Below are 23149 nucleotides of genomic sequence, written 5' to 3'. Positions count from 1 at the left end.
CTGCGACGCAGGTCACTCGTGCGCACCTCCTCGTCAGCAGGAGGGGAGGGAGTCAGCGCCCTCGCCGGAGCCGAGGGTCCCGACGGCGTCGACCGCCTGGTCGAGCGTCTCGATCCTCACGACGGTGAGGCCATCGGGGATGTTGCCGACCACCTCCTCGCAGTTCTGCGCCGGAGCGAGGAAGAACTCCGCGCCGTTCGCACGCGCGCCGACGAGCTTCTGCGCTATCCCGCCGATGGGGCCGACGATCCCGGCGGAGTCGATGGTGCCCGTGCCGGCGAAGTGCCGGCCGCCGGTGAGGTCGCCCTCCGTCAGCGTGTCGACGATGCCGAGCGCGAACATCATGCCGGCGGAGGGGCCCCCGACGTTGTCGAGCTGGATCGACACGTCGAAGGGGAACTCGAAGGAGGAGGCGAGGAGGATGCCGAGCTGGTAGTCGCCCTCGTCAGACCGACGCGGCGTGACGGAGACCTCCGTCGGTGCGCCGTCGCGGATGAGGGACAGCCGTGCCGGTGCACCGGCGTCGTCGGCCAACGCGGCCCGCAGTGTCTCGACCGTGTCGATCGTGCGCCCGTTGATGCTCCTCAGGACGTCGCCCTCCTCGAGCACTCCCTCGGCGGGGGCGTCGGAGCCGAAACCGGCCACCGTGAGGTCCTCGGTGTAGTCGATGTCCTCGTGCGTCAGCGCGGCTGCGATCGCCGACTCCTGCGAGGAGGTCATCGCGACGCTGTTCTGCTCCTCGAGCTGCGAGGACGTGATGCCCTCGGGGTAGACGAGCTGCTCCGGGAGCACGTTCTCGGTCGGGTTCGCCCAGGCGCGGAAGGTGTCGAAGACGTTGACCTGACCGTTCGGCCCACCGCTCACGAAGACCGTCGTGAGATCCAGCTCGCCCGACGGCGGGAAACTCTCCCTGCCCTCGACCCGGATCAAGGGCTGCCCGTTGACCTCCCCGATCGTATTGAAGGCCGGCCCCGGGGATTCGATCACATAGGGCGAGGGCAGGAGAACCGCAGTGGCGCAGAGGACGACGGCGAGCCCACCCGAGACCGCCATGGCACGGAGGCGTGGATCCCTCGGTCGCGCCTCGGGCCGGGGGGTGGGCGTCTGGGTGTCGACGGGGTGCGTCACGGTGCTTCTTCCTGTTGAGCGCTCACTACGAGGGCGCGCAGACCCTGCGGCGCCCGGAACCTCAGAGTAAACGTTCGGACCGACCGCGATTCGCCCGGTCTTTGCCCTCAGCGAACGATGGACGCGGAAGTCGGACAGCGGTCGGGATGGCCCGGTAGCGTGGTGGACACATTCGGGAGCGGTGGGAACGCCGTCGCACCCGGCCCGCCATGCGACTCCAGGACCGGTGGTACCGATGACCAACCCTCCCACTCCATCGAACGGCGACGACGACACGCCTCAGGACCCGCTGTCCGAGATGCTGTCCAAGATGTTCGGCGGTGGAGCCGGTGGCTTCGACCCGCAGGAGATCGCGAAGGCTGCGGGTCTACCCTCCGACCCGGCCGCCATGGCGATGATGATGCAGCAGGTCCAGGCCATGTTCTCCACCCAGAGCGAGGGGCCGGTGAACTGGCAGATGGCACACGACCAGGCGCGTCGGGTCGCTGCGTCCGACGGTGATCCGTCCGTCACGCCCCTGCAGCGCAGGAGCGTCGACGAGTCCCTGAAGCTGGCCGAGATGTGGCTCGATCCGGTCACCGACTTCCCGAGCACCGGCCAGCTGGGCCGCGCGTGGTCGCGCGCCGAATGGGTCGAGGCGACGATGGTGACGTGGCGGCGCCTGACCGAGCCCGTGGCCACGAGCATCGCCAAGGCGCTCTCCGACGTCATCACCCAGCAACTGCCCGAGGAGATGGCCTCGATGATGGGCATGATGGGTGGCCCCGCGTCGATGCTGCAGAACGTGGGTGGCGCGATGTTCGGCATGCAGCTGGGGCAGGCGGTCGGTGCGCTGTCCAAGGACGTCGTCGGGTCGACCGACATCGGCGTGCCGCTGGCCGACGGTCGGATGGCCCTGCTCCCGGTCAACGTGGCCGCCTTCGGGGAGGGCCTCGACATCCCCGAGCAGGAGGTGCAGCTCTTCCTGGCGGTGCGGGAGGCTGCACACGCCCGTCTCTTCACGCACATCCCCTGGCTCACCGGTCACCTGCTCGGCAGCATCGAGCGTTACGCGCGGGGCATCCACATCGACATGGGGAAGATCGAGGAGGCCGCCCGCGACATCGATCCGACGAACCCCGAAAGCATCCAGGGTGCACTCTCCCAGGGCGTGTTCATGCCCGAGCGGACCCCGGAGCAGGACGCCGCACTGGTGCGGCTCGAGACGACGCTCGCGCTGGTCGAGGGCTGGGTCGACGAGGTCTCCGCGAAGGCGGCCGCGAACCTGCCGTCCGCCGGTGCCCTGCGGGAGATGGTGCGTCGACGGCGTGCCACCGGTGGTCCTGCCGAACATGCGTTCGCGTCGCTCGTGGGCCTCGAACTGCGGCCACGGCGGCTTCGCGACGCGGCGACCCTGTGGGCCCTGCTCGCCGAGGAGCGCGGGATCGACGGACGCGACGCCATCTGGCAGCACCCGGACCTGCTGCCGACGGCGGAGGATCTCGACGATCCTGCGGGCTTCTCGAGCCGTCGTGCGCTGATCGAATCCTCCGGGGCGGACGTCGACGCGGCTCTCGAACGGCTGCTGGCCGGGGACTTCGACCAGCCCGCGAGCGACACCGCTGCTGCCGCTGATGCCGGCGGGTCCCCCGGTACGACCCATGCCGCCGATGCCGCCGACGGCACTGGTTCCGGATCCTCCGGAACGTCGGACTCGCCAGATGCCGCAGATGGCGCGCACACCGCAGACCTGGCCGAGGGCGGGAAGCCTGCGTCCGGGGAGGACGACGCCGACGCGAAGGACGCGTTGAACGACGGCGCAGCAGGTGACTCCGGGGAGGGCACCAGCGAGGAACCGGGGTCCGACGACCGTCGCTGACGGTCGGGGACGTCGCCGGTCGGACATCGGTGACGTCCCTGGTCAGGTATCGGCGTGGTTCCTCAACAGATCGTCGACGACGTCCCGGTCGCCGTAGGAACCTCAGGGTGCGGCTCGTCCGTCGGCGTCAGCCGGTGCGAGGCGAAGGCTGCACCGTCGAGGAACGCCTTCGACGTCGCCGTGTGCGGGTACGCCTCGAGCAAAGCCCAGAAGACCGCATTGTGCGAGGGCTCGATGAGATGACTCATCTCGTGCAGGATCACGTAATCGATCACGTAGTCGGGCATGCCCTGGAGACGATGGGACAGGCGGATGGACCGGTGCGCGGGGGTCGCTGATGCCCATCGGGAGTTCTGATTGGTGACCCAGCCGATCGACGACGGCACACCCCTTCCGCCGAGATAGGTACGGGCAAGGGTTTCGGCACGACGCATGAGGTCCTGCTGAGCGCTGTCCTGGGAGGGCCGCTCGAGATACTTCGCCGACACCCGCTCGACCATGCGGTCCACCCAGTCCCGTTCCTGGCGCGCCGAGAAGTGGCCCGGGATGGAGACGCGGATGACGCCGTCCCGCAGATCCGCGCTGACGGTCCGTTTCCTCCGCGCTGATCTCCTGACCTCGACCGGCAGACGGCGGGGCGCCTCAGGCGGTGTCGACTCCTCAGACACTGTCGGCGATCAACTCGAGCACCGCGTCGCCGTACCGCTCGAGCTTCGCTGATCCCACTCCCGAGACGTCGCCTAGTTCCTCGAGCGTCTCCGGTTTCGCCTCCGCGATGGCGATCAGGGTGGCATCGGTGAAGACGACGAACGCCGGCACGTCCTTCTCCCGGGCTTCGGCCCGCCTCCACTCACGCAGCGCCTCGAACGTGGCTTCCTCGTAGGAGGCGGGACAGTCGGCGCACCGCCCCATCTTCCGCTCGGAGCCGGTGAGGAGCGGGCGCTTGCACACCCTGCACGTGACCGGTCCGGTCGCCTTCCGGCTCGCCTTCGCCCGAGGCTGACGGAAGGTCGCCTGACCCGCGACGGTCGGTCGCAGCGCGTCAAGGAAGCGGGACGGTTTGCGGCTCGCCCGTCCGCCCGGGGAACGGGAGGTGGACCAGGACATGGAGAGGTGGATCCGCGCCCGGGTGATACCCACGTAGAGCAGGCGGCGCTCCTCGTCCACGGCTTCCTGCGTGTCCGCGAACGAGATCGGCATGAGCCCCTCGCTCAGTCCCACCAGGAAGACGGCATCCCACTCGAGCCCCTTCGCGGAGTGCAGCGAGGCGAGCGTGACACCCTGCACCGTCGGTGCGTGCTGCGACGCGGCACGTTCCTCGAGTTCGGCGACGAACATCTGGAGGGTGAAGGCGTCCGCTCCCCTGGTGCGGTTGAGATCGTCGGCGAGGGACACCAGTGCCGCGAGCGACTCCCACTTCTCGCGGGTGGCGCCCGAGTTCTGCGGTGCCACCGAGGTGTACCCGAGTGACGCCAGGACGTCCCGCACCTGCTGCGGCACGTCGTCGTCCCCCGGCGTACGCGCTGCAGCCCTCAACTGGAGGAGCGCGTCGCGAACCTCCCGGCGCTGGAAGAACCGCTCGCCACCGCGCAGCTGGTAACCGATCCCGGCACTGGCCAACGCCTGCTCGTAGGCCTCCGACTGTCCGTTGGTCCTGTAGAGGATGGCGATCTCACTCGCCCTGACCCCCTGATCGAGCAGCACCCCGATCCGGCGCGCGGTATCGGCGGCCTCGGCCTCGTCGTCGGAACACTCCGTGAAGACCGGCTCCGGACCCGGATCCCGCTGCGCGACGAGTTCGAGCGGCGTCGACCAGGTGGTGCCCGGGGAACGGCGGTCCACCTCGGAACTCCGCGCCGCGAGCAGCGAGTTCGCGGCGCGGACGACCTGCGGGGTGGAGCGGTAGTCACGAACCAGCTTCACCACCTGCGCGCCCTTGTAGCGTCGCGTGAAGTCCAGGAGGTGCCGGGAGGTCGCGCCCGTGAAGGAATAGATGGTCTGACTCGCGTCACCCACGACGCACAACTCCGAGCGCTCGCCCAGCCAGAGATCGAGCAGCCGCTGCTGCAGTGGCGAGACGTCCTGGTACTCGTCGACCACGAAGTGGCGGTACTGCGCCCTGACGGTGGCTGCCACCTTCTCGTCCTCCTCCAGGATGGCCACCGTCGTGAGCAGCACGTCCTCGAAATCGATGAGGTTGCGGTCGATCTTCAGGTCCTCGTAGGCGGAGAAGATGCGCGACACCGTGATGAGGTCCATCCCGGCCGGCGCTTCCCGCCCCGCTGCTGCAGCCATGTAGGCGTCGGGTGTCAGCATCGACACCTTGGCCCACTCGAGCTCGGCCGCCACGTCGCGGATCGCGGCACGATCGGTCGTGATGCGAAGGCGACGGGCTGCTTCCGCGATGAGCTGTGCCTTGTGGTCCACCAGAGCGGGCAGCGGACCTCCGACCGCCTGGGGCCAGAAGTACTGGAGCTGCCGGAGCGCCGCGGCGTGGAAGGTGCGAGCCTGCACACCGCCCGCGCCGAGATCACGGAGCCTCGTCCGCATCTCGGCGGCCGCACGTGCGGTGAACGTCACCGCCAGGACCTGCTGCGGCTTGTAGACGCCGGTCTGGACGCCGTAGGCGATCCGGTGGGTGATGGCGCGGGTCTTGCCGGTGCCCGCGCCGGCGAGCACGCACAGGGGCCCGGAGAGGGAGCTCGCGACCATTCGCTGTTCGTCGTCGAGCCCCTCGAGAATGCTGTCCTCGAGCAGTACGCCGGTCACTAGGGGCGAGCCTCCGACGGCTCCTCGTCCAGCGGACCGCCGTACCAGCGCTCGATCAGCGCACGGGCGATGGACACGCCACCGGCCACGGCGATCTTCTCGTCGCGCACCTCCTCGAACAGCTGCGCGCGCGTGAACCACCGCAGGGACCGCATCTCCTCGAGGTCCGGCACGGCGTCCGTGGTGACGGCACGCGCCGTGAACCCGAGCATGAGGGAGGCGGGGAACGGCCAGGGCTGCGAGCCGAGGTACCGGGGTTCGTCGATCTCGATGCCGGACTCCTCACCGACCTCGCGGAGGACGGCGGCCTCGAGCGACTCCCCCGGCTCGACGAAACCGGCGAGCGTCGAGTACCTGTTCTCCGCCCACGCCATCGCCGAGCCGAGGAGGATGCGGTCGTCGTCGTCGATCACGGAGACGATGATCGCGGCGTCGGTACGGGGGTAGTGCTGCGACTCGTCCTGCGGGCACTGGCGTACCCACCCGCCATCACGGACCAGCGTCGGCGTACCGCAGCGCGGGCAGTGCGTGTGCGTCGCGTGCCAGTTCGCGATGGCCGCAGCCTCGACGAAGAGTCCGGCGTCGCGCGCGTCCAGCGACGCGGCGATCTCGCGCAACCCGAGCCACTGGCCGGCGGGCGCAATCGATGCGTCGGCCTCCTGCAGGACTGCGAGGACGACCGAGCGTCCGGCATCGGCTGCGCCCTGGTTGATGCGTCCGAGGTAGACGACGAGTTCCGGGCGCTCGAGGGCCGTGGGAGCGACGAGGGAGAGTCGTGTCCCCGCGACGGGCGCCTTGCCCCCGCTGAGGGCCAGCATGAGCGTCTCCGGCGAGGACCACAGCTCGTCGAGGATGTTCTCGGACGTCCTCCGGTCGCCGTCGCGGTCGGAATCGGCACGGGAGAGCGGGAGCGATCCGAGGGGTGGGAGCACGAGGGTTCGGAGCGCGGAAGTCATGCTCCTACGGTACGTGGCGGGTCTCCCAAAACCCACTCGGGGGCGAGTGGGTGGAGGAGTAGTCCGCCCGGCGGAACGAGTAGTGCATCTGACGACTCGCCGCCTCGGTGTAAGGAGGTGCCCCGCTGGTCGCCCTACGGTGGACCTTGTGAAACGGACACCCATGGAACTTGCTGCCATCGCCAGCGCCGCAGTGCCTGGCCTGGCTCCGACGGGCGTCGCAGGTGCCCCCGACGACGCCGCCGATTTCGACTCCGCCCTGCTGGTGGACGACGCCGGGAAACAGTGGCGCGTCCGGTCCCCCAGGCACCCTGAGGCGAGCATGCGGCTCGAGACCGAGCTGCAGGCCCTGCGTGCCTTCACCCCGGCGGTCAAGGCGGAGCTCCCCTTCCTGATCCCGCACATCGCGGGCAGCGTGCGCCAGGGGGAGCTCAGCACCTTCGTCTACTCCCATCTGACCGGGACCACCAGGACCCTCGAGGCCCTCGCCGCCGGCGGGCGGACCATGGCGCAGGAGATCGGCCGCGTCATCGCCGGGATCCACGACCTGCCGCAGGAGATGGTGCAGCGCGCCGACCTACCCAGTTACGACGCCAACGAGTACCGCCAGCGGAAGCTCAACGAGCTGGACCAGGCCGCCACCACAGGACGTATTCCACCCGTGCTGCTGCGCCGGTGGGAACACGCCCTCGAGGACGTCGCGCTGTGGCGTTTCACCCCGACGGTCGTCCACGGGGATCTGCACGAGGACCATCTGCTCATCGCGGCCGGTCGCGTCTCCGCTGTGACCGGGTGGACCGATCTGAGCATCGGCGACCCAGCGGCGGACTTCGCCTGGCTGGCCGCGGCGGAGCAGCCGTCCTTCGTGGATGCGGTGTACGCGGGCTATGCCGAGGCCAGGGGCGCGGCCGTGGACCCCCACCTCGCCCGGCGCGCGGCCCTCGCGGCCGAGTTCGCTCTCGCGCAGTGGATGGTGCGCGGACTCGCGCTCGACGACGCACGGATGGTCGCGGAGGCGGACGGCATGCTGGCGACCCTGCGCCATGACGTCGAGGTGATCGAGCGCGAACAGCACGAGGCCGCAGAACGGGCCCGGCTCGCCCACGAGGAGCGCCTCGAGTGGGGCGACCACGAAGGCTTCGATCCCGACGACGATCCCTCCTTGAAGCACGACGCCGAGGACGGCGCCGAGGACTCGTGGACGGACGACGTCGGGACGGAGGATGCCGGGACCGACGACGAGGACCAGCGACCCTCCGGTGAGCGCTCGGCGCACGATCGGACGGGGAACGGCAGCCACGTCGTCGACCGAGGATCGAAGTACGGGCACGACGCGCGACGCTCGGCTGTGCTCGCCGCCCGGAAGGACCACGAGCACGGACCGGAAGACGCCGCCGGTCATGCGCAACTCCAGGGTGACGAGCACCGGGACGACGCCACCGACGGACGCTCCGGCTCATCGCTCGCCCATGCGCGCCTCATCGCCGGCCGTCGCGGCGCGTCCGTGATTCCCGACGTCGACGGGGCGTCCTCCCGGACCGCGAATGTGACGATCCTCAGGACCTCCGACCGGACCGCCGACGGACCGGCCGACGACGTGGCGACCTCGGCGCTCCCGATCATCTCCTACGGAAGCTGATCAGCGAGGCCCTCCTGCAGGCTCGCGCCCGCCCTGTGCGCCGTGCCGATGATGCGTTCGAGTTCGTCGGCGTCCGCCAGGTCGTGGGGCCGCACCACGAGGTCGTCGGCGACGTAGAAGAAGGCTGCCCGCACCTTCTCCAGCGGCTCGTTCTTGAGTCGTGACCACGCGAGACGGTAGACGGCCAGCTGGATCGACTTCGCCGCCCTCCGGTCGGGTGCGGGCGGGCGTCCCGTCTTCCAGTCGATCAGGTCCCAACCGCCGTCGGCATCCCGGAACACGGCGTCGATCCGACCCCTGACGACGGTGTCCGCGATCCTGGTCTCGATGGGCACCTCGATCACCGCCGGCTCCCGGAGTGCCCACTGGGACCTCTCGAAGATCTCGGCCATCTCCGTCAGGCCGAGCGTCTCGTCGACGTGCGCGTCGGCACCCCCGGGGTACTCGCCGAGGTCGAGCATGCCTCCCGCCCCGTAGAACTCCTCGATCCACGCGTGGAATGCCGTGCCCTTGCGCGCGGCGGATCCCGGTCGTCGCGGCAGCGGGCGACGCAGCTGCTGCATCACCGCCGCGGAGTCCTCCCGCAACTCGACGAGGGTGGACGCGGAGATGTGTGCCGGCAGGGACAGCGGACGGCGACGACGGTCGCGCTGCTGACGCGCGAGCGCGAGGCGGACCTCCTCGTCCCAGCGTCCGCCGCCGGGCTGCACGTCGAGGCGGGGGGTCTGCAGCTGGTCGACGACGGCGTTCGCGGCGCGTTCCATCGCACCGCGACGCGTCCCGAGCGGGTCCACCGGCCATACGGCGCGTTCCGGAGCGGACACGGCAGGATTGGTCTCGCCCGCGTGCTCGGTCGCGATCCAGTGCGGAGCGTCGTACCCCTCCCGTCCGGCCGCCGCGAGGGTGAGCAGATCCACGAGGTAGGCGGACGGCTCCGACGGTTTCGTCCGGCCGCCGCCCCACGCCGACGAGGTGCAGACCAGGGCATGTTTGGCGCGCGTGAAGGCGACGTAGGCGAGGCGCCGCTCCTCACGTTCGGCGTGGGCGCGCGCCTCATCGGTGAAGACCTCCTCGCTCCCCAGCCACTCACGCTGGTCACGGTGCTCCCAGTCCCACTGGGGCAGCTCCGGTGCGTCCCCCCTGAGGGGCCAGGGAATAGAGGCGTCGCCGCTGCTCCACCGCGAGTCCTTGCCGCTGGGGAACGATCCGTCGTTCATGCCGGGCACGAAGACGACGTCCCATTCCAGACCCTTCGACGCGTGCACGGTGAGGAGCTGCACTGCATCCCTGCTCGCTTCGAGCTGGGTCACCGGCAGTCCGTCCTCCTCCTGGTCGGCCGCTTCGAGCCAGCCGAGGAAAGCCGGCAGATCCACCCGTTCCGCACTCGCCACGAATCCTGCGACCGCCTCGGTGAAGGCGTCGAGGTTGCGTCGGGCCTCGTGGATGCTCTGCCCGGGCCTGGAGGCGACCTCGATGTCCAGCAGCATGGTGCGTTCGACCTCACCGATGAGGGTCCCGAGATCGTCACCGACGAACCCGCGCAGCATGCGGAGCTCGGCACGGAGCGCCAGCAGACGCTGGCGCGCAGCGTCGCTGAGCTCCCGCCCCGAGGCCGACGTCCACCCGGCGGGCGGGAGATGGTCCACGGCCTCGACGAGGCTTCCCGCCTCGGCGCGGTCGGGAACGACGGCGGCCACGGTCGCCTGCCCGTCGACGGTGCCGTCGGAGAGCCGGTGAGCATCGCCCCCGCGGCGGTAGAGCGCTTCCCGAGCATGCGCGAGGTGGCGCGACCACTCGCCGAGCGCCATCAGATCGGCCGGCCCGATACGCCACCTCGCTCCGGCAAGCAGCCGCAGCATCGAATCAGACCTGTCGGGATCGCCGAGGACGCGAAGGGTGGCGAGGAGGTCGACGATCTCCGGGGTACGGAGAAGCCCGCCGAGCCCGACGACCTGCACCGGGATCCCCGCGCGCTCGAGTTCCCTGCGCAGCGGATCGAACTGCTTCCGGCCCCGGCAGAGCACGGCGATGGTCGGCATCAGCGGCGTCCCGTCCGGTTCCGTCTCGAAGCTGCGGCGACGCTGACGGACGACCTCCAGCGCCACGGCCTCGGCCTCGCTGAGGGCACGACGGTCCTCCGGATCCGGCGCGGAGGACCCGGGGGTCCGGACGCGTGCATCGGTGGCGAAGCGCCCGAGGAGGACTTCCCCCAGCGGGGCACCGGGTCGTGCGACGAGTTCCGGTACCTGCTGCACCCCGGCTGTACGCAGCCATGGGGCAGGAGTGTTGAGCGGCGCCGACACCGTATTCGCCGCCTCGAGGATGGAGGTGGAGTTGCGCCAGGCGATGGACAGGTGACTCACCGATGACGGCGTCCGCCCGTCCGCGGTGTACCGCGGGAACGCCGTGCGGAAGGTCGCCAGCTGTCCTGCCGAGGCACCGCGGAATCCGTAGATGGACTGGTGCGGATCACCCACTGCGGTCACCGACCGGCCATCGGCGAACAGGCGCGAGAACAACACCATCTGCGCGTGGGACGTGTCCTGGAACTCGTCGAGCAGCACTACGCGGTACTTCGCACGTTCCGCCTCCCCTGCTTCGGGTACTTCCTGCGCGATGCGCGCCGCCAGGGACACCAGATCCCCGAAGTCGAGGCTTCTCCTGGACAGCTTGGCCTCGGCATACCGCTCCACCAGTTCGGTGACGGTGACGCGCGTCCTGAGCTTGTCCAGGAGCTGACGCACCTTCTGCGTGGACACCTTGTCCGATCCCTCGACGTACGGGCGGGAGACCACGTGCTCGACGTGGCGCCGCAACTCGTCCCGCACCCTGCTCGGTGTGACGAGGTGCTCGGCACATTCGCCTGCCATGTCGAGCACCGACTTCACGAGCGTGCTCTTCGCCGCGGTGAGGTGCTCCCACTCGCCGTCGTAGGCCTCGACGACGGTCGACGCGAGTTGCCAGGCCTGCGCGGTACCGAGCATGACCGAATCGCGTTCCACACCGATCCGGAGACCGTAGTCCTGCACGATCCCGTTGGCGAAGGAGTGGTAGGTCGAAATGGTCGGGTCCAGCCGCTCGTCGGGGCTCTCCGCCCCCCGTACCCCGGACCCGCTTCCTTCCGTGATCCGGCCGGCTGCCGACGCGCCGGCTTCCGCGGCGGCGGTGTAGAACTGGGCAAGCCGCTGACGCACCCGCGACGCGAGCTCGCCCGCCGCTTTCCTCGTGAAGGTGACCCCCAGGATCTGCTCGGGCCGGACCAGCCCGTTCGCGACGAGCCACACCACCCGATCCGCCATCGTCTTCGTCTTCCCCGACCCTGCCCCGGCGATGACCAGCATCGGCTCGAGCGGCGCCTCGATCACTGCGACCTGCTCGTCGGTGGGGTAGAGCACGGGCGCGTCGGCGTCGGTGTGCAACAGTTCCGCCAGGTACCGCGCGGAGAAGGCAGGTGCCGGGTTCGGCCGGCCCTTCGTCGACTCCGCGTGGCTGTCGACGTCCGCGACGGTGCCGATCCGGCTGTCGGTGCCGTCCGTCGCTGCGTGCTGTCGTTCAGTCACTGGGTCACCTGCTTGCCTTCCTCGCACAGCGGGCACACCTCGGGCAGCCTGCAGCCCGTGCCGCCGAACCCGGAACGGCGGGGGTCGTGCACCGTGTCGAACGTAGCCGATGCCATCAGCGCCGCCGCTTCCTCGATCATGCTCCTGGCCCACCCGTCCGTCGGCTCCAGCGCAGGCTGCTCCTGCACGGCGAGGCCCTTGGACTTCGTCCCCAGGTGCACGAGCGCCGCCCCTCCGGGCTCCCTCCGGACCGGCGCCTCGATCGTCGTGGGGTCGCTGTCGCCGGGCCCCTCGCCGTCGGACGGCGTGTCAGCAGGGCCGCCGTCGTCCGCGGCACCAGAATCTGTTCCGTCGTCGAACCGCGCTCCCTCCGCCACCGCGGTCTGATAGGCCGCGAGTTGAGGATGCTGCTCGATCTCCGCCGCCGGAGGGGCGCTCCGGCCCGTCTTCAGATCAACGACCACGAACCGTCCGTCGGCGTCGAGCTCGAGCCGGTCGATCTGACCACGGAGCCTCACGATGCGCTCCTTGTCCGCGACCGCCATCCCGAGGTCGACACTGAAGTCCACCTCGGTCGCCGCCAGGCTGCGACCCGCGGACCTCATCGACAGCACATAGGCGGCGAGCTTCCGCACCATGACCTCCGCCCGCCGGAACTCAGCACGTCCCTCCCACGAGTCCTGGATACCGAGTTGGGGCCATCGGCGCTCGAGCTCGCGGACGTACTCGGTCCCGCTGGCGTCCGGGAGGTCCTGGGCGATCTGATGCACGAGCGTCCCGAGCGAGCGGGCGAAGTCGGTTGTCCGTTCACCACCGGCCGCAGACACGAACCAGCTCAGAGGCGACCGCAGGACGGACTCCACCTTCGAGGGCGAGACGGGGATGGGCTGGTCCGGAGGGACGACAGGCGCGTCACTGCTCGGTCCGAGAACGCCCCACCACTGATCGGGATGTGCCCCGGGAACCGGCGGCTCCTGCGCGGCGAGATGGGCGAGATGGCCGACCGCCTCCCGCGCGAGCGGGTTGGTGTCCGGGCCGTCCTGGGCGTACTTGCGCAACTCGGCGACGAGGGCGCGCAGGGTGACGGGACGGAGCACCTCCGTCCTGGCACGCTCGCCGACGCCGGGCGGAAGGGGGTCCACGAGGTCGAGGAACGGTGACGGCTGTTCCTCCTGCGAGGACACGGCGGACACGACGAGCTCCCGTGTGGCGCGGGAGACCGCGAGGGAGAACGTCCGCAGCTCGTCGAAGCGGATGTCCTGCGTCAGCGACACCGGGTCGCGGGTCGATCGGAAGGACTCCCCGTGGTCCAGCAGGGCGCGGAGCTCCCCCGAACCGAGCATCTCGCCGCGCAGGCGGAGGTTCGGCCAGACGCCGTCCTGCACCCCGGGGACGATGACGACCTGCCAGTGCCGGCCTGCAGCGCTGGCGGGCGTGAGAACGGAGACCGAGGGCTGGCGATCAGCGCGCCGGGCGAGGGTGTCCATGGGGATGTCCTGGCTCAGGACGTACTCGAGGAACAGCGCGGGTTCCGCACCGGGCACCTGCTCGACGAAGCGTTCCGCCGTGTGGAAGAGAGCCATCATCGCGTCGAGGTCGCGATCAGCCCTCGCCGACGACGGCCCTTCGGACAGTGCTGTGTCCGACCATTGCTTCGACAGCCCCGACGCGGACCACAGTGCCCACAGGACGGTCTCGGGGTCGGTCCCGGGTTGCTCCGCCGCTACTCTTCCGGCGTCGATCATGCGGCGGAGCCTCCGGACCGGGGCGCCCTCCGTACCCAGCATCGGCGCCTCGTCGGTCGTCCCGAAGAGGGCGGCGAGGAGCTCGTCGCTCGATCGCATGCCACCCTGCAGCAGTTCCGCACGGCGCAGGACCTGCCGCAGCCTGCGCAGGTCGAGGCTGCTCGCACCACCGATCCGCGAGGCGAGCAGGGACACGCAGAGTTCCGCGTCGAGGTCCGCACGACCGATGACCACGGCGAAGAGGTCGAGGAGAGGGCGGACAGCCGGCTCCTCGCGGATCGCGGTCTCCGCGGCAGGCACGTTGACCGCGACGCCCTGGGAGGTCAGGAAACGCTGTACCGCCGCCACCTGCGCTCCGTTGCGCACGACGACCGCGATGTCGTCGAGGGGCACCTCCCTGAAGAGGTGGGCCTCGAGGACGCGCTGGACGATGAATCGCTGCTCGTGGAACGAACTGTCGAGGAGGTGCGCTGACACGTGGAGGCGAGATCCGTCGGCCGCGGCCTGGTCCGCGCCGTCGTCGGAAGCGGACCCGACGGGACGCCCGGGACGCACGAAGCCCTCGGGATCTGCGGGATCCACAGGACGCACGGAGCGGTAGGACGTATCGACCGCCGTCGTCGCGATCCTGGCGGCGACCCTGCTCCATGCGTCGAAGAGCGGTCCGGCCAGGGTTTGTGACGAGGGCAGGGTGACCGTCGTGAGGTCCTCGGGGAAGAGTGCCGACAACCGTCCCGTCAGTTCGGGGCGCGCTCCGCGGAAGCCCTGCGCCACCGTGTCGGGGCAGGAGGTGACGACGACGTCGTTGCCCGCACCGAGGAGCCCGAGGAGGGCGTGCACCGCCGGATTGGCTTCCTGGTAGTCGTCCACGAGGATCAGCTGGAGCCTCCTCCGCTCCTGGTCCAGGAGGTCGGCGTCATCCTCGAGGAGATGCCGTGCGGCCGTGAGGATTCCGGCGGGATCGAACGCCTCGGGCATCCGGAGATCGAGCACGTCCCTGTACTCGCGGTAGAGCGCGGCCGCAGCCACCCACTCCGGGTGGTCGAAGCGCTCACCCCAGGCGGCCAGGTCATCGGGACGCACACCGTACTCGCTGACGCGGTCGAAGAGATCGCGGATCTCCTGGCGGAAGCCGCGCGTGGGCAGTGCCAGCGACAGCCCTGCGGGCCACTCAAGCCGGGGCATGCCGTCCGTCAGGTGGCCGGTCAGGAGTTCCCTGATGATCAGGTCCTGTTCGGCGCCCGAGAGCAGCCGCGGCGGCCGGGTGATCGACGGCGTGCGCCCCTCGGCCTTGGCCCGCCGGATCAGGTCGAAGGCGTAGGAGGCCCAGGTGCGTGCAGGAGCGGTGCTGATGCTGCGCTGGAGCTTGTCGGTCACGTCGTCGCGCAGCCGCGTCGCCGCAGCGCGCGTGGGGCCGAGGAGGAGCAGCCCTTCGGGTTGGACCGTCCCGGCCGTGATGCGCCGCACCGCGAGATCAGTCAGCAGTGAGCTCTTTCCGCTCCCCGGCGCACCCAGGACCAGGACCGGTCCGGTCACCGCCTCGAGCGAGGCGAGGACGGCGTCGTGGTCACCGGCAGGTCCGGACCAGGGATCACGAGGCACCGATCGAGGGGTGCCGGCGGTGTCCGGAAGGGTGGTGGTCATGGAACAAGCCCATCACACCCCACGGACATTCGACCGCTGCGGCTCGCCCTCGTCGCCCTCGGCCGGCGGCCGCCCTCCTGGTCCGCCCGCGAGCCCTTCGATGAGCTCGACGATCGGTTCGTACTCCACCGCCGACGGCTCCCAGCGGGCGCGTCGCAGGTCGACGCGATAGTCGTCCGGCCCGGGGTCCTCCGCCCCGACGCGGAGCGCCGTCCCCTCCTGCTCGTAGTGGAGCCGCGCACGCGCCGCGAGTCCCTGCGGTGGGTGTCCGCCGGCCCTCACGACCCGCCACCAGGGGACGGCGCGGGTGCTGTGGGACAGCGCTCGTCCCACCTGCCGTGGGCCGCCGCACTCGAGCAGTTCGGCGATGTCCCCGTAGGTGAGCACCCGTGAGACCGGGATGCTCTCGGTGACGGCGAGCACCGCGGCGGCGAACGCGACGGGATCGACGCGCGACGCGCCGGCGGGATCCACGTGGCCACCGACACCGGACGTGTCCCGTCGGCTCTCCTTCGGGCTGATCCTCGGCTGCACGCCTGCCATGCTAGCCCTGCCCCGGAGGGCCTGCGGACGCCGTGCGCCGGTCCCACGGTGCGGCTGCGCCATTTGGTCGGACTGGGCCAGTAGCTTGTCCCCATGAACAGCTGGCACGAGCGCCCACGGGCCGCCTTCGATCTCGAGACCACGGGGCGCGACCCGCTCGACGCACGCATCGTCACGGCGACGATCGTGGTCGTGGACGCTGCGGGCGAGGTCGTCGAGCAGCACGAGTGGCTGGCCGATCCCGGCGTCGAGATCCCCGACGGCGCTGCCGCGATCCACGGGATCACCACGGAGCAGGCCCGGGCTTCCGGGCGACCGGCCCCGCTGGTGGTGCGGGAGATCGCCTTGGTGCTCACGCGCCTCTTCGACGCCGGTGTGCCCGTACTCGCCTACAACGCCCGGTACGACTTCACGGTGCTCGCCGAGGAGGGCCGCCGCCACGCGGTGGCGACGCCCGATCCGTCGCCGGTGATCGACCCGTACATCATGGACAAGCAGGCTGACAGGTACCGCAAGGGCAAACGCACGCTCACGGCCCTCTGCGACCACTACGGCATCGCGTTCGAGAACGCCCATACCTCCGCCGCGGACGTGCTGGCGACGCTTCGCGTGGGTCAGGTCCTGGCCGAGAGGTACGCCTTCCTCCAGCGACCGGCGGAGCCCCTGCACCAGGCACTCGTAGTGTGGGCGGACAAGCAGGCTGCAAACTTCGAGGAGTACCTGCGGCGCACCGATCCCGACGCCGTGATCGAGCGGCCGTGGCCGATCCTCGGGCGTGGTGGTGTAGCCGGCGCAACGGCGACGCCAACTGTCGCGGCTCCGATCCCCGCGCAGATCACAGCTATGGTTCCCGAGCTGATCCCCGGGCGGATCGCAGGACTCATCCCCGCGCTGGTTCCCGCGCCGCTCCCGGCGCGGATGCCGGAGCCGGCACTCGTGGAGGCCGAGGCACACGTGGCGCCGCCGCTCCCCAAGGAGCTCGCCGAGGTGGCGTGACGCCCAAGGCCACTGGCACGGGCGCAGAGGCCGAGGCCCAGTGGATCGCGCGCGGAGCCGACATCGAGCACGGCGCACGGCCGGCCGAGCACCGGGTGGTCAGTCGATCGGCACGGCCTCCGCGGCGGCTCTCGCCGCAGCAGGCAACGCGGCGTGGATGCGCTCCATGGCGGCGTCGTCGTGGGCGGCGGAGAGGAACCACGCCTCGTAGACGGACGGCGGGAGGTAGACACCGGAGTCGAGCATGGAGTGGAAGAAGGGCCCGTAGCGGAACCCCTCCTGGCCCTGGGCATCCGCATAGTTCCACACACCGTGCTCGGCGGTACCGAACGCGACGCTGAACAGGTTACCGGCGCGCTGAATCGAGTGGTCCACCCCGGCCCTCGACAGTTCCGCGGACAGGGCGTCGCTCACCTCGAGGGAGCGCGCGTCGACGTGGCGATAGACGTCGGCGGTCGCGGCGGTCAGGGTGGCGACACCGGCGGCCATGGCGATCGGGTTCCCCGAGAGGGTACCCGCCTGGTAGACGGGCCCGATCGGCGCGAGGTAGTTCATGACGTCGGCCCGCCCGCCCAGAGCCGCTGCCGGGATACCGCCGCCGATCACCTTGCCGAAGGTCAGGAGGTCGGGCGTCCACGGGTACTCTGCGTCGTCGGCCCCACCCGTGAGCTTCCAGTAGCCGCCCGCGTGGGTCCGGAACCCGGTCATGACCTCGTCCACGATGAACAGGGCACCGTGCTCGGACGTGATGCGGCTGAGGAACGCATTGAAACCGGGAGCCGGTGTCACCACGCCCATGTTGGCCGGCGCCGCCTCGGTGATGACGGCGGCGATGTGCTCGCCGTGGGCGCGGAAGGCCTCCTCGACGGCCTCGACGTCGTTGTAGGGCAGAACGAGTGTCTCCGCCGTCGTCGCCTCGGTGACGCCTGCCGAGCCCGGCAGCGCGAGCGTGGCGACGCCCGAACCCGCGGACGCGAGAAGGCTGTCCACGTGACCGTGGTAGCACCCCGCGAACTTGACGATCAGGTTGCGGGACGTGAAGCCGCGGGCGAGCCGCACGGCGGTCATCGTCGCCTCGGTACCGGTCGAGACCATGCGCAGGAGCTCGACGGCGGGCACGCGGTCCTTCACGAGCTGGGCGAGGTCCGCCTCGGCGGGTGTGGAGGCCCCGAAGGTGAGTCCGTGGTCCACCGCACGGTGGACCGCGGCGATGACGTCGGGGTGGGAGTGCCCGAGGAGCGCCGGGCCCCAGGAGCAGACGAGGTCGACGTACTGCTTCCCGTCCGCGTCGGTGACGTAGGCGCCGTGGGCATCGACGAGGAAGCGCGGGGTGCCACCCACCGAGCCGAAGGCCCGGACAGGCGAGTTCACACCGCCGGGCATGAGGGCGCGGGCGCGCTCGTACAGGGTGTCCGACGTGGACGGGGATGTGGTCATGGGAGGGGTTCCTTAGTTCTTCTCGTCGAGCCAGAGTGCCAGCTCGGAGGCCCAGTAGGTGAGGATGATCTGCGCACCGGCGCGCTTGATGCCGAGGACGGACTCCTCGATGGCGCGGCGGCGGTCGATCCAGCCGTTGGCCGCGGCGGCCTCGATCATCGCGTACTCACCGGAGATCTGGTAGGCGGCAACGGGGACGGGCGACATCGCGGCGACGTCGGCGAGGACGTCGAGGTAGCTCATGGCCGGCTTGACCATCACCATGTCCGCTCCCTCCTCGATGTCGAGCTCGACCTCGAGGAGGGCCTCGCGCCGGTTGGCGGCGTCCATCTGGTAGGTCCGGCGGTCGCCGGTGAGCTGGGAGTCGACGGCCTCGCGGAAGGGGCCGTAGAACGCGGACGCGTACTTCGCGGCGTAGGCGAGCACCACGGTGTCCTGGTGGCCGGCCTCGTCGAGTGCCTGGCGGATGACGGCGACCTGGCCGTCCATCATCCCGGAGGGGCCGAGCACATGAGCACCGGCCCTCGCCTGCTCGACGGCCATCTGCGCGTAGAGCGCGAGGGTCGCGTCGTTGTCCACCGAGCCGTCGTCCGCGAGCACGCCGCAGTGGCCGTGGTCCGTGAACTCGTCCAGGCAGACGTCGCTCATGACCACGAGCGCATCGCCGACCTCCGCCCGCACGTCGGCGATCGCCCTGTTGAGCACGCCGTCGGGGTCGATGCCCGCACTGCCGGTCGCGTCGCGGCGCTCAGGGATGCCGAACAGCATGATGCCGCCCACGCCCCGCTCCACGGCCTCGGCCGCAGCCCGACGGAGCGAGTCGGTGGTGTGCTGAACGACCCCGGGCATGGACAGGATGGGCGAGGGCTCGGTGAGGCCCTCCCGGATGAAGGCCGGCAGGATCAGCTCGGACGGATGCACGCGGTACTCGGCGACCACGCGCCGCAGCGCGGGGGTCGAGCGCAATCGGCGCGGACGGTGCTGGGGGAAACTCACGGCTGATCTCCGATCGGTGGTGTCAACATCGGTGAGGTGGTCGGCGAGGTGGACAGTGGGGTGAGCAGTGAGGCGAGCGGTAACGCAGCCACCGCTCGTCCCACGCAGGACGGGAGGCCGTCGAACGCCTCCCGGACGGCGTCGACGATCGCGCCTGGGGTCGGCGCGGCCGCCGTCGCGACCGGGGACCATCCCGCTTCCAGGATCGCCGCGGCGGTCGTCCGGCCGATGGCCACCGGATGGAACGTCACGTCCCCGCCGCCCAGCGTGTCACGGAACTGCTGCACGGTGCTCGGCGCGGTGAAGACGACGGCGGGCTGGACACCTGCGGAGGCCGACGCCATGAGGTCCCGCGGTGAGACGAGCGGCGGGGTTTCCCCGTCCTCGACGACGCCGGGCACGCTCCTGCGCGGATCGGCCGGGTAGGGGACGGTGCGGTAGGCCTCGACGCGGTCGACGGTCCAGCCGAGATCGGCGAGCCCCGACCGCAGGTCCTCCGGCGCAAGGTCCGCCTGCGGGAGGGCGATGCGACCGTTCCCCGGGCCGAGCGCCTGCAGCAGCCCTGCCGAGGACGCGTCCTCGGGCACCAGGTCGGCACGGATCCCCGCCTCCGCGAGCACGCGCGCGGTCGTGGCCCCCACGGCGGCGACGCTCGCTCCGCCCGCCGCGATCGCCTCGCGGAAGCCGGGCCCGCTCCCCCGCGCGACGACGTCGAGCGACCTCACCGTGTTCCCGCTCGTCACCACGAGCCACCGGTACTCGCCGGCTGCGAGATCCGCGATCATCCTCCGAGCAGCCTCCTGGTCCGACGGCAGCTCGGTCGCGGTGAGCGGCATGGCATACGCCGTCATCCCGGCGGCCTCGAGCGCCGCCGCGATCCGCACCGCCCGCTCCGGAGGACGGAGGACGACGACGCTCCTGCGCGCCAGGGGATCGACCACGCGGCTCAGCTGTTCAGGGGCGCGATGTCGGCGGCGCCGGCAGCGACCAGTTCCTCGGCGAGCTCCAGCCCGAGCTGGGCGGCCGCGACGGCGTCGGTCGCCGGCGCCGATCGCGTGAGCCGGAGAACCGCCCGACCATCCAGGCTGCAGACCGCTGCCTCGAGCGCCAACTCCTCCCCCCGCAGGTGCGCGAGCGCACCGATCGGGGCGGCGCAGCCCGCTTCGAGCTGCAGCAGGACGGCCCGCTCCGCCGTGACGGCGAGGCGGGTCGGGAGGTGGTCGTAGGCGGCGAGTGCCTCGCGCAGGCCTGCCGTTGCGTCGGCCTCCCTGCACTCCACCGCGAGCGCGCCCTGTCCGGGCGCGGGCAGCATCACGTCGGAGTCGATCAATTCGCTGATCGCCTCCTCGCGCCCCAGCCTCCTGAGACCCGCTGCGGCGAGGACGACGGCGTCGAGGTCACCGGGTGCGCCGATGACGAGCCCCGCCACCCGGCCCAACCGCGTGTCCACGTTGCCCCGGATGTCGACGACCTCGATCCCTGGGCGTGCAGCCCTCAGCTGGGCAGCGCGGCGCGGCGACCCCGTTCCCACCCGCGCGCCGTCCGGGAGCGTGGCGAGCGTCAGTCCGTCGCGGGCGCACAGGGCGTCGCGCACGTCCTCTCGCTCCGGCACGGCGGCGACCGTGAGTCCCGGCGCCGGGAGCGTCGGCAGGTCCTTGAGGGAGTGCACGGCGATGTCGCACCGCTCGTCGAGCAGGGCGTCCCGGAGGGCGGCGACGAAGACTCCCGTGCCGCCGATCTGCGAGAGCGAGCCCCGCGAGACGTCCCCTTCGGTCCTCACCCTGACGAGGTCGTAGGGCAGCCCCGAGAGCTCCGCGATCCGCTCCGCGACCGTGGTGGTCTGCGTCATCGCCAGGGCGCTGCCCCGCGTGCCGACGCGGACGGCGGTGGTGCCGACGTCCATCACATACCGGGGTTGGGAAGAGGCGTCCCCACGGTGGAGTCCACCGCGGCGATGGTCGGCTTCTCGCCGCGCCGGTTGGCGCAGCAGTTGGGCCGGCAGACGTCGAACCACGGGCCGAGTGCCGTGGCGGAGGGCCGCTCTGCGATGTTGTTGTCGATGGTGCGCTCGAGCACGAGGTCGATCAGGCCCTCGACGAACTTCACGTGCGTGCCCGGGGTGGGCACGCGGTCCGCCACGATGCCGAGTTCCCCGCAGGTCTCCAGGGCCTCCGTGTCGAGGTCCCACGCCACCTCCATGTGGTCGGAGACGAATCCCAGCGGGACGATCACGACGCCGCGCGTACCGGACTCGTAGCGGTCACGGAGGGCATCGCTGATGTCGGGCTCCAGCCAGGGGATGTGCGGGGCGCCGGAGCGGGACTGGTAGACCAGCGACCACTCGACCCCTGCGGCCTCGGGGATGCGGTCGAGGACCGCCTGCGCCGTGGCGAGGTGCTGCGCCACGTAGGCGCCTTCCTCGTAGGCAGGGCCACCCTCGCCGTTGCGGGGTCCCGCGGCTTCGGCGTCGCCCATGGGGATGGAGTGGGTGGAGAACATGATGTGGACGGGGGCATCCGGCGTACCCTGCTCGGCGAGGCCCGCGCGGACCTTCGCGAGGCCCTCGGTGACGCCCTCGACGAACGGCTCCACGAAGCCCGGGTGGTCGAAGTACTGGCGGACCTTGTCCACCTCGAGCCGACCCTCCAGGCCGGTCTTCACGAGCGCCATGCCGAGGTCCTCGCGGTACTGGCGGCAGCTCGAGTAGCAGGAGTAGGCGCTGGTGGTGACGGCGAGGACCTTGCGGTGCCCGGCGTCGTACGCCTCCTGCAGCGTGTCGGCGATGAAGGGCTCCCAGTTCCGGTTGCCCCAGAACACCGGCAGGTCGATGCCGCGCCGGCGGAGTTCCGCCTCCATCGCGGCGCGCAGGGCGCGGTTCTGGCTGTTGATGGGGCTCACGCCGCCGAAGGCACGGTAGTGGTGCGAGACCTCCTCGAGGCGCTCGTCCGGGATACCGCGTCCGCGCGTGACGTTGCGCAGGAACGGGATGACGTCGTCCTGCCCCTCCGGTCCGCCGAAGGACGCCAGCACGATGGCGTCGTACGCCTTCGGGGCCATGCGTCCGCGCTCGTCCACTCCGTCAAGGGGGTTGAATGCCTGCGTCGTCACTGGAGCACCTCTGCAATCTCGTCGTGGGTGATTCGTCGGCCGGTGTAGAACGGGACTTCCTCGCGGACGTGCCGGCGTGCTTCCGTCTCGCGGAGATAGCGCATGAGGTCCACAAGGTCCACGAGCTCCGGCGCCTCGAGGGCGAGGATCCACTCGTAGTCGTTCAGGGCGAACGAGGACACCGTGTTGGAGATGACCTGGGGGTACTTCCGACCCTTCATGCCGTGGTCGATCAGCATGTCGCGGCGCTCGTCCGTCGGCAGGATGTACCACTCGTAGGACCGCACGAACGGGTAGACGCAGACCCACTCCGCCGGTGCGACCCCGCGGGAGAAGGCCGGGCTGTGGGACTTCGTGAACTCGGCGTCGCGGTGCACGCCCATGGCCGACCACACGATGGTGGTCTCGGCGAAGAGGTCGGTGCGCCGAAGCTTACGTACGGCCGCCTGGAGGTCCTCCGGCTTCGGTCCGTGGAGCCAGACCATGACGTCGGCGTCGGCCCGCATGGCCGAGACGTCGTAGAAGCCGCGGAGCACCACGCCGTCCTGCTGGAAGGACCCGATGACCTCCTCGAGGGGGTGTGCCCCGGAGTCGGTGGTCGCCGAACCACGCTTGAACACCGTCCAGAGCGTGTAGAAGAGTTCCTCGGCGGGAGCGCTCTGAGCTGCCGGGTCCTGGGGGGCGTGGGCGTCGTTGCTGCCGGTCGGCTGAGTCATGGTCCTAGTCTGCCTCCTGGCCCGGGGCGTTTCGAATCCCAAGTCTTCTACAGC

At 70.7% G+C, this 23149-nt stretch carries 15 protein-coding genes and 1 pseudogene; 3 read left to right on the top strand and 13 right to left on the bottom strand.

What is annotated here, in order from left to right; translation table 11 throughout:
- Positions 1–33: 33 nt before the first annotated feature.
- Positions 34–1128 (bottom strand): YlbL family protein, encoded by a 1095-nt coding sequence (locus AC4D12_RS04475; protein ID WP_490948689.1) that lies wholly within the window; start codon positions 1126–1128, stop codon positions 34–36.
- Between the two features lie 235 nt (positions 1129–1363).
- On the opposite strand from AC4D12_RS04475, the gene AC4D12_RS04470 reads away from it, so the two are divergent.
- Entirely contained in the window at positions 1364–2986 is a 1623-nt protein-coding gene (locus AC4D12_RS04470; RefSeq protein WP_490948688.1) for a zinc-dependent metalloprotease, read from the top strand.
- Positions 2987–3048: 62 nt separating this feature from the next.
- On the opposite strand, the gene AC4D12_RS04465 is transcribed toward AC4D12_RS04470, so the two are convergent.
- Genes AC4D12_RS04465 through nudC form a run of 3 tightly spaced genes read right to left on the bottom strand, consistent with a single transcriptional unit; the run spans position 3049 to position 6711 of the window.
- On the bottom strand, positions 3049–3654 hold the full coding sequence (locus AC4D12_RS04465; protein WP_490948687.1) for a M48 metallopeptidase family protein: 606 nt from the start codon (positions 3652–3654) through the stop codon (positions 3049–3051).
- On the bottom strand, positions 3647–5755 hold the full coding sequence (locus AC4D12_RS04460) for an ATP-dependent helicase (protein WP_490948686.1): 2109 nt from the start codon (positions 5753–5755) through the stop codon (positions 3647–3649). The genes AC4D12_RS04465 and AC4D12_RS04460 overlap by 8 nt, the downstream gene beginning before the upstream one ends.
- Positions 5755–6711 carry an NAD(+) diphosphatase gene (gene nudC / locus AC4D12_RS04455; protein ID WP_490948685.1) on the bottom strand — a complete coding sequence of 319 codons (957 nt, stop codon included), beginning with the start codon at positions 6709–6711 and terminating at the stop codon, positions 5755–5757. Before nudC ends, AC4D12_RS04460 begins: the two co-directional genes overlap by 1 nt.
- Before the next feature lie 163 nt (positions 6712–6874).
- On the opposite strand from nudC, the gene AC4D12_RS04450 reads away from it, so the two are divergent.
- On the top strand, positions 6875–8350 hold the full coding sequence (locus AC4D12_RS04450) for a phosphotransferase (protein WP_490948684.1): 1476 nt from the start codon (positions 6875–6877) through the stop codon (positions 8348–8350).
- On the opposite strand, the gene AC4D12_RS04445 is transcribed toward AC4D12_RS04450, so the two are convergent.
- From AC4D12_RS04445 to AC4D12_RS04435, 3 genes are read right to left on the bottom strand one after another with little or no spacing between them, the layout of a single operon-like run.
- Positions 8338–11865: an ATP-dependent DNA helicase gene (locus tag AC4D12_RS04445; protein ID WP_490948783.1), complete on the bottom strand. Its 3528-nt coding sequence runs from the start codon at positions 11863–11865 to the stop codon at positions 8338–8340. The two genes, AC4D12_RS04450 and AC4D12_RS04445, sit on opposite strands and share 13 nt — an antisense overlap.
- 41 nt (positions 11866–11906) lie before the next feature.
- Positions 11907–15299, bottom strand: coding sequence for an ATP-dependent helicase (locus AC4D12_RS04440; RefSeq protein WP_490948683.1), 3393 nt, complete (start codon positions 15297–15299; stop codon positions 11907–11909).
- A gap of 12 nt (positions 15300–15311) precedes the next feature.
- A complete protein-coding gene (locus tag AC4D12_RS04435; RefSeq protein WP_490948682.1) occupies positions 15312–15842 on the bottom strand; it encodes an MGMT family protein in 531 nt (176 codons plus the stop codon).
- A gap of 93 nt (positions 15843–15935) precedes the next feature.
- Between AC4D12_RS04435 and AC4D12_RS04430 the strand changes: the two are divergent.
- Positions 15936–16613, top strand: a pseudogene (locus AC4D12_RS04430) (3'-5' exonuclease); the annotation flags it as partial.
- Between the two features lie 324 nt (positions 16614–16937).
- On the opposite strand, the gene hemL reads toward AC4D12_RS04430, so the two are convergent.
- The 6 genes from hemL to hemQ are packed head-to-tail and all read right to left on the bottom strand — an operon-like array spanning position 16938 to position 23095.
- Complete coding sequence (hemL, locus tag AC4D12_RS04425; protein ID WP_490948681.1) at positions 16938–18275, bottom strand: glutamate-1-semialdehyde 2,1-aminomutase; 1338 nt, start codon at positions 18273–18275, stop codon at positions 16938–16940.
- A gap of 12 nt (positions 18276–18287) precedes the next feature.
- Positions 18288–19271, bottom strand: a complete 984-nt coding sequence (hemB, locus tag AC4D12_RS04420) for a porphobilinogen synthase (protein WP_490948680.1) — start codon at positions 19269–19271, stop codon at positions 18288–18290.
- Positions 19268–20212: a uroporphyrinogen-III synthase gene (locus tag AC4D12_RS04415; RefSeq protein WP_490948679.1), complete on the bottom strand. Its 945-nt coding sequence runs from the start codon at positions 20210–20212 to the stop codon at positions 19268–19270. The genes hemB and AC4D12_RS04415 overlap by 4 nt, the downstream gene beginning before the upstream one ends.
- Positions 20213–20217: 5 nt before the next feature.
- Entirely contained in the window at positions 20218–21174 is a 957-nt protein-coding gene (gene hemC, locus AC4D12_RS04410) for a hydroxymethylbilane synthase (protein WP_490948678.1), read from the bottom strand.
- The gene (locus AC4D12_RS04405; RefSeq protein WP_490948782.1) at positions 21174–22328 is read right to left on the bottom strand and encodes a ferrochelatase; all 1155 of its coding nucleotides are present in this window, start codon (positions 22326–22328) and stop codon (positions 21174–21176) included. The genes hemC and AC4D12_RS04405 overlap by 1 nt, the downstream gene beginning before the upstream one ends.
- A 47-nt stretch (positions 22329–22375) precedes the next feature.
- Positions 22376–23095: a hydrogen peroxide-dependent heme synthase gene (gene hemQ / locus AC4D12_RS04400; protein WP_490948677.1), complete on the bottom strand. Its 720-nt coding sequence runs from the start codon at positions 23093–23095 to the stop codon at positions 22376–22378.
- Between the last annotated feature and the right edge of the window lie 54 nt (positions 23096–23149).

It is taken from the genome of Arthrobacter sp. TJ-266 (genome assembly GCF_058269115.1).
Note: the sequence above shows the minus strand (reverse complement) of the source record. Positions and strands in the feature narration are given on the sequence as shown.

Excerpts from the sequence above, each read along its gene's own strand:
- AC4D12_RS04470 (WP_490948688.1), top strand. The coding sequence starts at position 1,364 with ATGACCAACCCTCCCACTCCATCGAACGGCGACGACGACACGCCTCAG.
- nudC (WP_490948685.1), bottom strand. The coding sequence starts at position 6,711 with ATGACTTCCGCGCTCCGAACCCTCGTGCTCCCACCCCTCGGATCGCTC.
- AC4D12_RS04450 (WP_490948684.1), top strand. The coding sequence starts at position 6,875 with ATGGAACTTGCTGCCATCGCCAGCGCCGCAGTGCCTGGCCTGGCTCCG.
- AC4D12_RS04440 (WP_490948683.1), bottom strand. The coding sequence starts at position 15,299 with ATGACCACCACCCTTCCGGACACCGCCGGCACCCCTCGATCGGTGCCT.
- AC4D12_RS04435 (WP_490948682.1), bottom strand. The coding sequence starts at position 15,842 with ATGGCAGGCGTGCAGCCGAGGATCAGCCCGAAGGAGAGCCGACGGGAC.
- hemL (WP_490948681.1), bottom strand. The coding sequence starts at position 18,275 with ATGACCACATCCCCGTCCACGTCGGACACCCTGTACGAGCGCGCCCGC.
- hemC (WP_490948678.1), bottom strand. The coding sequence starts at position 21,174 with ATGGACGTCGGCACCACCGCCGTCCGCGTCGGCACGCGGGGCAGCGCC.
- AC4D12_RS04405 (WP_490948782.1), bottom strand. The coding sequence starts at position 22,328 with ATGGCCCCGAAGGCGTACGACGCCATCGTGCTGGCGTCCTTCGGCGGA.
- hemQ (WP_490948677.1), bottom strand. The coding sequence starts at position 23,095 with ATGACTCAGCCGACCGGCAGCAACGACGCCCACGCCCCCCAGGACCCG.